This window comes from Streptomyces sp. ISL-11 (assembly GCF_018614525.1).
GTDB lineage: Bacteria > Actinomycetota > Actinomycetes > Streptomycetales > Streptomycetaceae > Streptomyces.
Window position 1 is genome coordinate 1 of record NZ_JAGGOL010000214.1, and the last position, 9,031, is coordinate 9,031.

Annotated in this window: 10 protein-coding genes; 3 read left to right on the plus strand and 7 right to left on the minus strand. The window is 71.4% G+C overall.

The features are described from left to right. The 4 genes from J7E86_RS30385 to J7E86_RS30400 all read right to left on the minus strand — a co-directional run. The coding region (locus tag J7E86_RS30385; protein WP_215086038.1) for an electron transfer flavoprotein subunit alpha/FixB family protein at positions 1-633 on the minus strand (633 nt) is incomplete at its 3' end. Between the two features lie 116 nt (positions 634-749). After that, on the minus strand, positions 750-1,535 hold the full coding sequence (locus tag J7E86_RS30390) for an electron transfer flavoprotein subunit beta/FixA family protein (protein WP_087924966.1): 786 nt from the start codon (positions 1,533-1,535) through the stop codon (positions 750-752). A gap of 189 nt (positions 1,536-1,724) precedes the next feature. Then, entirely contained in the window at positions 1,725-2,231 is a 507-nt protein-coding gene (locus J7E86_RS30395; RefSeq protein ID WP_215086039.1) for a flavin reductase family protein, read from the minus strand. Between the two features lie 229 nt (positions 2,232-2,460). After that, on the minus strand, positions 2,461-2,787 hold the full coding sequence (locus J7E86_RS30400) for a thioredoxin family protein (protein ID WP_308312783.1): 327 nt from the start codon (positions 2,785-2,787) through the stop codon (positions 2,461-2,463). 336 nt (positions 2,788-3,123) lie between these two features. On the opposite strand from J7E86_RS30400, the gene J7E86_RS30405 reads away from it, so the two are divergent. Beyond that, positions 3,124-3,852 carry a 1-acyl-sn-glycerol-3-phosphate acyltransferase gene (locus J7E86_RS30405; protein ID WP_215086040.1) on the plus strand — a complete coding sequence of 243 codons (729 nt, stop codon included), beginning with the start codon at positions 3,124-3,126 and terminating at the stop codon, positions 3,850-3,852. A 73-nt stretch (positions 3,853-3,925) separates the two neighbouring features. Here J7E86_RS30405 and J7E86_RS30410 read toward each other — a convergent pair whose 3' ends face one another. Genes J7E86_RS30410 through J7E86_RS30420 form a run of 3 tightly spaced genes read right to left on the minus strand, consistent with a single transcriptional unit; the run spans position 3,926 to position 7,181 of the window. Beyond that, positions 3,926-5,020, minus strand: a complete 1,095-nt coding sequence (locus tag J7E86_RS30410; protein ID WP_215086041.1) for a low specificity L-threonine aldolase — start codon at positions 5,018-5,020, stop codon at positions 3,926-3,928. Then, entirely contained in the window at positions 4,999-5,760 is a 762-nt protein-coding gene (locus tag J7E86_RS30415) for an SDR family NAD(P)-dependent oxidoreductase (protein ID WP_215086042.1), read from the minus strand. The genes J7E86_RS30410 and J7E86_RS30415 overlap by 22 nt, the downstream gene beginning before the upstream one ends. 26 nt (positions 5,761-5,786) lie before the next feature. Further along, positions 5,787-7,181 carry a DUF6421 family protein gene (locus J7E86_RS30420; RefSeq protein WP_215086043.1) on the minus strand — a complete coding sequence of 465 codons (1,395 nt, stop codon included), beginning with the start codon at positions 7,179-7,181 and terminating at the stop codon, positions 5,787-5,789. A gap of 364 nt (positions 7,182-7,545) precedes the next feature. On the opposite strand from J7E86_RS30420, the gene J7E86_RS30425 reads away from it, so the two are divergent. Beyond that, positions 7,546-8,475 carry an ABC transporter substrate-binding protein gene (locus J7E86_RS30425; protein WP_215086044.1) on the plus strand — a complete coding sequence of 310 codons (930 nt, stop codon included), beginning with the start codon at positions 7,546-7,548 and terminating at the stop codon, positions 8,473-8,475. Further along, a partial coding sequence (locus J7E86_RS30430; protein ID WP_374223883.1) for an ABC transporter permease subunit occupies positions 8,472-9,031 on the plus strand: 560 nt, incomplete at its 3' end. The genes J7E86_RS30425 and J7E86_RS30430, both read left to right, overlap by 4 nt.

The window sequence follows — 9,031 nt, forward strand, 5'->3', positions numbered from 1 at the left end:
GTTGACGCCACGGCCGCCGGAGACCACGATCGCGGCCTCGGTCAGCTCGGGGCGGCCGGTCGACTCGCGCGGGGTGCGGGAGACGACCTTGGTGCCGGTGGACTTCTCACCGAAGGAGACGGCCAGCTGCTCGACGGTACCGGCGGCCGGGGCGGCCTCCGGAGCGGCGGAGTTGGGCTTGACGGTGATGACCGGGGTGCCCTTGGTGACGCGGGACTTGGTGGAGTACGAGGCCGCGAAGACGGACTGCGTGGCCACCGGGCCCTCGGCGCCGGCCTCCAGGTCGACGGCGTCGGTGATGATGCCGGAGCCGATGCGGACCGCCAGGCGGGCCGCGATCTCCTTGCCCTCGGCGGAGGACGGGACCAGCACGGCGGCCGGGGAGACGGCCTGGTACGCGGCCTCCAGGGCGTCCACCTTGGGCGCGACGAGATAGTCGGCGAACTCGGCGGCGTCGGCGGTCAGGACCTTCACCGCGCCGTACTCGCCGAGCGTCTTCGCGGCGGCGTCGGCACCGGCGCCCAGGTGCACGGCGACGGGCTCGCCGATGCGGCGAGCGAGGGTGAGCAGTTCGAGGGTGGGCTTGCGGACGGCGCCGTCCACGTGGTCGACGTAGACGAGGACTTCAGCCATGGGATTGCACTCCTGAGCGGAAAAGTGGGGCGGGTGACGGCGTTCTTACGGGCTGACGGAAGCTCAGCCGCGGTGCGCTCCGGGGGCTCGGGATACCGCCGCCCCCGGACCGGCCGCTAGATGAACTTCTGGCCCGCGAGGAACTCGGCGAGCTGCTTGCCGCCCTCGCCCTCGTCCTTGACGACGGTGCCGGCCGTGCGGGCCGGGCGCTCGTTGGCCTCGTCGACCTTCGTCCAGGCGCCCTCCAGGCCGACCTCTTCGGCCTCCAGGCCGAGGTCGGACAGGTCCAGGGACTCCACCGGCTTCTTCTTGGCGGCCATGATGCCCTTGAAGGAGGGGTAACGGGCCTCGCCGGACTGGTCGGTGACGGACACGACGGCCGGGAGGGAGGCCTCCAGCTGCTCGCTGGCGGCGTCGCCGTCACGGCGGCCGGTCACCTTGCCGTCGGCCACGGCGACCTCGGAGAGCAGCGTCACCTGCGGCACACCCAGGCGCTCGGCGAGCATCGCCGGGACGACACCCATGCCACCGTCGGTGGAGGCCATGCCGGAGATCACCAGGTCGTAGCCGACGTGCTCGACGGCCTTGGCCAGCACCAGCGAGGTGCCCAGCGCGTCGGTGCCGTGCAGGTCGTCGTCCTCGACGTGGACGGCCTTGTGGGCACCCATGGACAGCGCCTTGCGGAGCGCGTCCTTGGCGTCCTCGGGGCCGACGGTCAGCACGGTGATCTCGGCGTCGTCCGCCTCGTCGGCGATCTGCAGCGCCTGCTCGACCGCGTACTCGTCGAGCTCCGAGAGCAGGCCGTCCACGTCGTCACGGTCGACGGTCAGGTCCTCGGCGAAGTGCCGGTCGCCGGTGGCGTCGGGCACGTACTTCACACAGACAACGATCCTCAAGCTCACGCCGGCTCTCCTACTGCATCGTCTCTTCGTAGCTGCCTTGTGCAGGCAGCATAGGCGCCTTGTGGGGCGGAATCCCGGTCGGACCGGCCTGCGCCCCGAGCGGAATGTTACTCGTCAGTACACCCAGCGTATGACGTGAAAGCAAGGCTGCCCGACTGTGATCTGCCCAACGCGGAAACCCGGGACGTCTCAGTCCCGCAGACCGTTGAAGCGCCCCTGGTGGTAGACGAGCGGACGCCCCGCGCCGGCGGAGTCGCCCGCGACGACCTCGGCGAGCACCACACGGTGGTCCCCGGCCGGCACCCGGGCCACCACGCGGCACACCAGCCAGGCCAGGACACCGTCGAGCAGCGGCACGTCATGGGGGCCGGGGCGCCAGGAGGTGGGCGGTGCGAAGCGGTCGGCACCGCTGCGCGCGAACGTGCCCGCCAGCTCCCGCTGGTGCTCGCCGAGTATGTGCACGCCGACGTGCTCCGCCTCGGCGAGCACGGGCCAGCTGGAGGAGCCGGTGCCCGCGCCGAAGGAGACGAGCGGGGGCTCGGCGGCCACCGACGTGAGGGAGGTGGCGGTGAAGCCGACCGGGCCCCGGCCCTGCGCGGTGATCACGGCGACCCCGGCGGCATGCCGGCGGAAGACGGAACGCAGCAGATCGGGGTTGCCGACGCGAGGGGTGCCGAGTTCGGGCGTGGCCGTCATGGAGATGTCCTTCTGCTGGAGGTCGGACCGGGAGTTGGGCGCGACGGAGCCGTATGCTCCCGGTCGCTCACGGCCTCGGACAGCGCGCGCTCGCGTTCCGCGGCAGATCGGCGCGCGTACGTCCGCTCGGGCGGGCGGGAAGCGGTTCGGGCCACATAACGTCACATTGACGATTCCTGGCGCGCAGCGTCAAGTGTGGCCGGGGAGATGGGAGATGGATCACTGGGACTCAGACGGCCGCGCCGAGGGCCGCGATGACGTCGGCCCTCCTCGGCTGTCCGGAGGCGCGGCGCACGACGCGGCCGGCCGCGTCGAGGACGAGCACGGTGGGCGTGGCGCTGATCCCCAGGGCGCGGACGAGCCCGAGCCGGGCCTCCGCGTCGATCTCGACGTGCGCGACGCCCTCCACCATGGCGGCCACCTCGGCCAGGACGCGCCGGGTCGCCCGGCAGGGCTGGCAGAAGGCGCTGGAGAACTGGACGAGCGTGGCCCGCTCCCCCAGTTCCGCGCCGATCCCGGCGGCGTCCAGCCGCGTCTCGTCGTCCCGCCCGAGCACTCTCGTCCTTCCGCCGTCGTCCCGCGTACGGTCCGATGCCCATGTGTTCCGCAGGTTGCAGCACCGGCGTGGCCGGGGAAAATTCCCGTCGTACGGGCGGCAGCGCCCCTGGTGGCGCCTACCGCGGGTACCCGGCGGGCGGCGAGGTGTACCTTCGGCACTACCGGGCCGGAGGCCGGCGGCCGTCCGACGTGATGAGAATCTCCCGGTTCGTGAGGCGTCCTCGCTGGTCCATCGGCCCGGCGATCAGGCACGATCGGCCGGGAGCCGAAACCTACGGCCGCGTAACTTCAGCCGGGAGCCCCCTCTCCCCAGGCCCAGAAGGATTTCCCCGATATGGCAGAACTCGTCTACCCCCCGGTGATCGGTGTCGCCCGCACCATGTTCAAGGCGCTCGACCTGCGCTTCGACATCCAGGGTGCCGAGCACGTTCCCCAGCGCGGCGGGGCGGTTCTGGTGAGCAACCACATCGGCTACCTGGACTTCGTCTTCTGCGGCCTGGCCGCCCGGCCGGCCAAGCGGCTGGTGCGGTTCATGGCGAAGGAGTCCGTCTTCCGGCACAAGGTGTCGGGGCCGTTGATGCGCGCGATGAAGCACATCCCGGTGGACCGCGCGGCGGGGATGGAGGCGTACAAGCACGCGCTCGCCGCGCTGCGCTCGGGCGAGATCATCGGTGTCTTCCCGGAGGCGACGATCTCCCAGTCGTTCACGCTGAAGAACTTCAAGTCCGGCGCCGCCCGGCTCGCGCAGGAGGCCGGCGTCCCGCTGCTGCCGATGGCGCTGTGGGGCACCCAGCGCCTGTGGACCAAGGGCCACAAGCGCGATCTGGGCCGCCACCACATCCCGATCACGATGCGGGTGGGCGAGCCGATCGCCGCCGATCCGGCCGAGCACGCGGACACGCTCACCGAGCGCGTCCGCGGCCGCGTCCAGGAGTGCCTGGAGGCCGCCCAGCGCGCCTATCCGGTCCGTCCGAAGGACGCGGCGGACACCTGGTGGGTCCCCGCCCACCTCGGCGGTACGGCGCCCACGCCGGCGGAGGCGACGGCCCTGGACCGCCGCTGACCGCCGCACCGAGGACACCACGGAAAGCACCCGGCCGCTGATCGCGACCGGGTGCTTCCGTGTGGGTGCGGGCCTACCGCTTGCCCATCTCCTCCGCGATCGCGGCCGCGAAGGCGTCGACGTCGTCCTCGGTGGTGTCGAACGAGCACATCCAGCGGACGTCGCCGGCGGCCTCGTCCCAGAAGTAGAAGCGGTAGCGCTTCTGGAGCCGCTCGCTCACGTCGTGCGGCAGCCGGGCGAAGACGGCGTTGGACTGCACCGGGTGCAGGATCTCGACGCCGTCGACGGACCGTACGCCCTCGGCCAGGCGGGCGGCCATGGCGTTGGCGTGCGCGGCGCTGCGCAGCCACAGGTCGCCCGTGAGCAGGGCCTCGAACTGCACGGAGACGAAGCGCATCTTGGACGCGAGCTGCATCGACAGCTTTCGCAGGTGCTTCATGGCGCGCACCGCGTCGGGGTTGAGCACGACGACGCATTCGCCGAAGAGCATCCCGTTCTTGGTGCCGCCGAAGGAGAGCAGGTCGACGCCGGCGTCGGTGGTGAAGGCCCGCACGGGAACGCCGAGCGTGGCCGCCGCGTTGGCGATGCGCGCGCCGTCCAGGTGGACCTTCATGCCGCGCTCGTGGGCGTGGTCGCAGATCTCCCGGATCTCCTGCGGGGTGTAGCAGGTCCCCAGCTCGGTGGTCTGGGTGATCGAGACGACCTGCGGCTGCGCGCGGTGCTCGTCGTCCCAGCCGTACGCCTCGCGGTCGATGAGCTCGGGGGTGAGCTTGCCGTGCTCGGTCGGCACGGTCAGCAGCTTGAGGCCGCCGACCCGCTCGGGCGCCCCGCACTCGTCGACGTTGATGTGCGCGCTGGCGGCGCAGATCACCGCGCCCCACCGCTCCGTGGCCGCCTGGAGGGCGACGACGTTGGCGCCCGTGCCGTTGAAGACCGGGAAGGCTTCGGCGGTCGGCCCGAAGTGGGCGCGCATCACGTCCTGGAGGTGCGCGGTGTAGTCGTCCTCGCCGTAGGCGACCTGGTGGCCACCATTGGCGAGGACGAGCGCGGCCAGGATCTCGGGGTGGGCGCCCGCGTAGTTGTCGCTGGCGAAGCCGCGCAGCAGGGGGTCGTGCCGGCGTATCGCGTCGGTCGGGTGCGCCGGGGTCACGGTCGGGGAGTCAGCCACTGACGGGTTCCGTTCACTTCCTGGGCGGGCTTGCCCCAGACGTCGACGACCGCGTCGGCCAGCTCCTTGACGTCCGTGAAGCCCGCGAATTTCGCGGTCGGGCGCTCGGCGCGCATGGCGTCGTGCACCAGGGCCTTGACCACCAGGACGGCGGCGGCCGCCCGGGGGCCCTGCTCGCCTCCCGCCTTGCGGAAGGAGTCGGCGAGCGCCAGCGTCCACGCCTCGGCCGCGGCCTTGGAGGCGGAGTACGCGGCGTTGCCGGCGGTGGGCTTGCTCGCGCCGGCCGCGCTGATGAGCAGATACCGGCCGTTGCCGCTGCGCTGGAGGGGTGCCTCGAAGGCGAGCGAGGTGTGCTGCACCGTGCGGATGAGCAGCTTCTCCAGCAGCTCCCAGTCGGCGAGGTCGGTCTCGGCGAAGGTCGCCGAGCCGCGCCAGCCGCCGACGAGGTGCACGAGGCCGTCGATGCGGCCGAACTCCTTCTCGGTGCGGTCCGCCCACGCGCGGGTGGCGTCGAGGTCGAGGAGGTCCACGGTGTCGCCGATGACGGTGGCACCGCCGTGGGCGTAGCGGGCGGCGTCGACGGCCTCGGCGAGGCGGGCGGCGTCCGCGTCGGCGGCGATGACCGTGGCGCCGGCCTCGGCCAGTCGCAGCAGGGCGGCCCGGCCGGCCGGACCGGCCGCTCCGGCCACCGCCACGACGGCGCCGTCCAGGCGGCCCTCGCCGTTCGTCGGAGTGCTCATCTTCGTCGCCTCTTTCTCACGCTCGTTCACGCGGCCACCGACTCGCTCGCGGCGGTGATGCCCTTGGTCGAGGCGATCACGTTCCGCAGCTTCTTGGCAAGGGCCTCATAGAACATGCTGAGCGGGAACTCGTCCGGAAGCACGTCGTCAACGAGTTTGCGCGGCGGCAGGGTGAGGTCCAGGGCGTCGGGGCCCTTGGCCCACACCGACGCGGGGTGCGGGGCGAGGTAGGTGGAGACCAGCTCGTATGCGGCGAACCAGTGGACGAGCTTGGGGCGGTCGATGCCGTCGCGGTAGAGCTTCTCGATCTCCGCGCACAGCTGGTTGGTGACCTGCGGGGCACGGTCCCAGTCGATGTGCAGGGTGTTGTCCGTCCAGCGCAGGACGTCGTGCTGGTGGAGGTAGGCGAAGAGCAGCTGCCCGCCGACGCCGTCGTAGTTGCGTACGCGCTCACCGGTGACCGGGAAGCGGAACATCCGGTCGAAGAGCACGGCGTACTGCACGTCACGGCCCTGGGCGTAGCCGTCGGCTTCGAGCTTCACGGCCTCCTTGAAGGCGGTGAGGTCGCAGCGCAGCTCCTCCAGTCCGTACATCCAGAACGGCTGCCGCTGCTTGATCATGAAGGGGTCGAAGGGCAGGTCGCCGTGGCTGTGGGTGCGGTCGTGGACCATGTCCCACAGGACGAACGCCTGCTCGCAGCGCTGCTGGTCGCCGACCATCTCCTGGATGTCGGCGGGCAGCCGCACGCCGAGCGCGTCCACGGCGGCCTCGGTGACCCGGCGGAAGCGGGCGGCCTCGCGGTCGCAGAAGATGCCGCCCCAGGTGAAGCGCTCGGGGGCCTCGCGCACGGCGATGGTCTCCGGGAAGAGGACGGCCGAGTTGGTGTCGTAGCCCGCGGTGAAGTCCTCGAAGGTGATGCCGAGGAAGAGGGGGTTGTCGTAGCGGGTGCGCTCCAGCTCCGCGAGCCACTCCGGCCAGACCACGCGCAGCACGACCGCCTCGAAGTTGCGGTCGGGGTTGCCGTTCTGCGTGTACATGGGGAAGACGACGAGGTGCTGGAGGCCGTCGGCGCGCTGGGCGGCGGGCTGGAAGGCCAGCAGCGAGTCGAGGAAGTCCGGCACCGGGAAGCCGCTCTCGGCCCAGCGGCGCAGGTCCGCGACGAGCGCGCGGTGGTAGGCGGTGTCGTGCGGCACGAGCGGCGAGAGCTGCTCGACGGCGGAGGCGACGCGCTCGACCTCGGCGCGGACGATCTCGCCCGGCGGTGCCCCCGCCGCGTCGAGGTCGATGGAGCCGTCCGCGGACTGCCACGGCCGGATAGCCTCCACGGCGTCCTTGAGCACAGCCCAGGCCGGGTGATCGACTACGCGGTCGGTGGTCGATTCGTCGGTCGCTATCGCCGTCGACGCAAGGATTTCCGTCATGGCTACCCCTCCTCAGGAGAACTTGGCGTTAAGACACCGTATCTGTGCGCGGTTCTTCACCTCAAGAGGGGGATCGATAAATTATTCTGCCGAACCCCCGTCACGCCGCGATTTTTCCTGCGAGCTGGCAACTCTCGATGCCCCAGGCATACATTTTTGTCGCATTCGCCCCAAGCATCCCAGACGCTGCCCTAGTCCGTCCGGGCGTGACGATGGGCGAGTTCCGGCCAATCCCGGGAGCCCTTCCCTCGATGGGTACCCCGGCACCCGCGCAGAATTCATGAACCGGCAACAGTCTTCCGCTATTCGGACGGTTCGTGGCCTGACCTGGACAGATCATGAAGCGCGCTGCCAGTCTCCCGCCATGTCCGTCGCCAACGAGCCCGTACCCCACGCCGCTCCGCTCCCCCGCCGCCGCGCCGCGCGCCGCACCACGCGCTTCGCGGCCTGCCTCGCCGTGCTGATGACGGCGGCAGCCGGCTGTGCCCCGCAGGACGACACCGACTCCGCCCGGTCCCCCGCCGCGCCCACGGGCGCCACCGCCTGCGCCAAGGGGCGACTGGCCACCGAAACCGCCGGAACGCTGACCGTGGGCACCGACAAGCCCGCCTACGCCCCCTGGTTCCAGGACGACGACCCGACGAGCGGGAAGGGCTTCGAGTCGGCCGTCGCCTACGCGGTCGCCGACCGGCTCGGCTTCGCACGGTCGGAGGTGGCCTGGCAGACGGTGCCCTTCAACAGCGCCGTGGCACCCGGGCCCAAGAAGTTCGATTTCGACATCAACCAGATCTCCGTCAGCGACGAACGCCGCCGGGCCGTCGACTTCTCCTCCGGCTACTACGACGTGCGCCAGGCCGTCGTCGCCCTCAAGGACTCACCGGCCGCCAAGGCCACCAAGGCCGCCGACCTCAAGGGCGTGCGCGTCGGCGCGCAGGTGGGCACCACGAGCCTGGACGTCGTCAACGACGTCATCCGGCCCGACCGCGAGCCGGCCGTCTTCCAGAAGAACGACTTCGCCAAGACCGCGCTCAAGAACGGTCAGGTCGACGCGATCGTCGTGGATCTGCCCACTGCCTTCTACCTCACCTCCGCGGAGATCACGGACGCCCGGATCGTGGGGCAGTTCGCCGCGAAGGGCGGCAGCCCGGAGCGGTTCGGACTGGTCCTCGACAAGGGCAGCCGGCTCACCGGATGCGTCAGCGACGCCGTCGACTCCCTGCGCAAGGACGGCACCCTCGCCCGCCTGGAGAAGAAGTGGCTCTCCGAGGCCGCGGACGCGCCGGTGCTCTCATGACGGCCGGGGAGACCGTTCCCGGCCCTGCCCGGGACGCCGTACCGGAGGCGCCCCCGCCGGACACCTACACTCCCTCGGCGCGGCGCCTGGAGCGCGAACGCTTCAAACGCGCCCGTGCGCGCCGGGCCACGGCCGTCGCCGCCCTCAGCACGCTGGTCACCGGCACGGTGCTGTTCGTCGCCGTGATCAGCTCTCCCGGCTGGCCGCGCACCAGGGAGACGTTCTTCAACGGGCACTACGCGCGCGAGGCACTGCCGAAGGTTCTGGACGGCCTCTGGCTCAACCTCCGGCTGCTGGTCGTCTGCGGGGCCGCCGTCCTCGTCCTGGGGCTGCTGATCGCGGTGGCCCGGACGCTGCGCGGCCCGGTGTTCTTCCCGCTACGGGCCCTGGCCACGGCGTACACCGACTTCTTCCGGGGCCTGCCGCTCGTCATCTGTCTGCTGATGGTGGTCTTCGGCGTCCCGGCGCTGCGGCTGCAAGGGGTGACGACCGACCCGGTGCTGCTGGGCGGGACGGCGCTGGTGCTCACGTACTCGGCGTACGTCGCGGAGGTCTT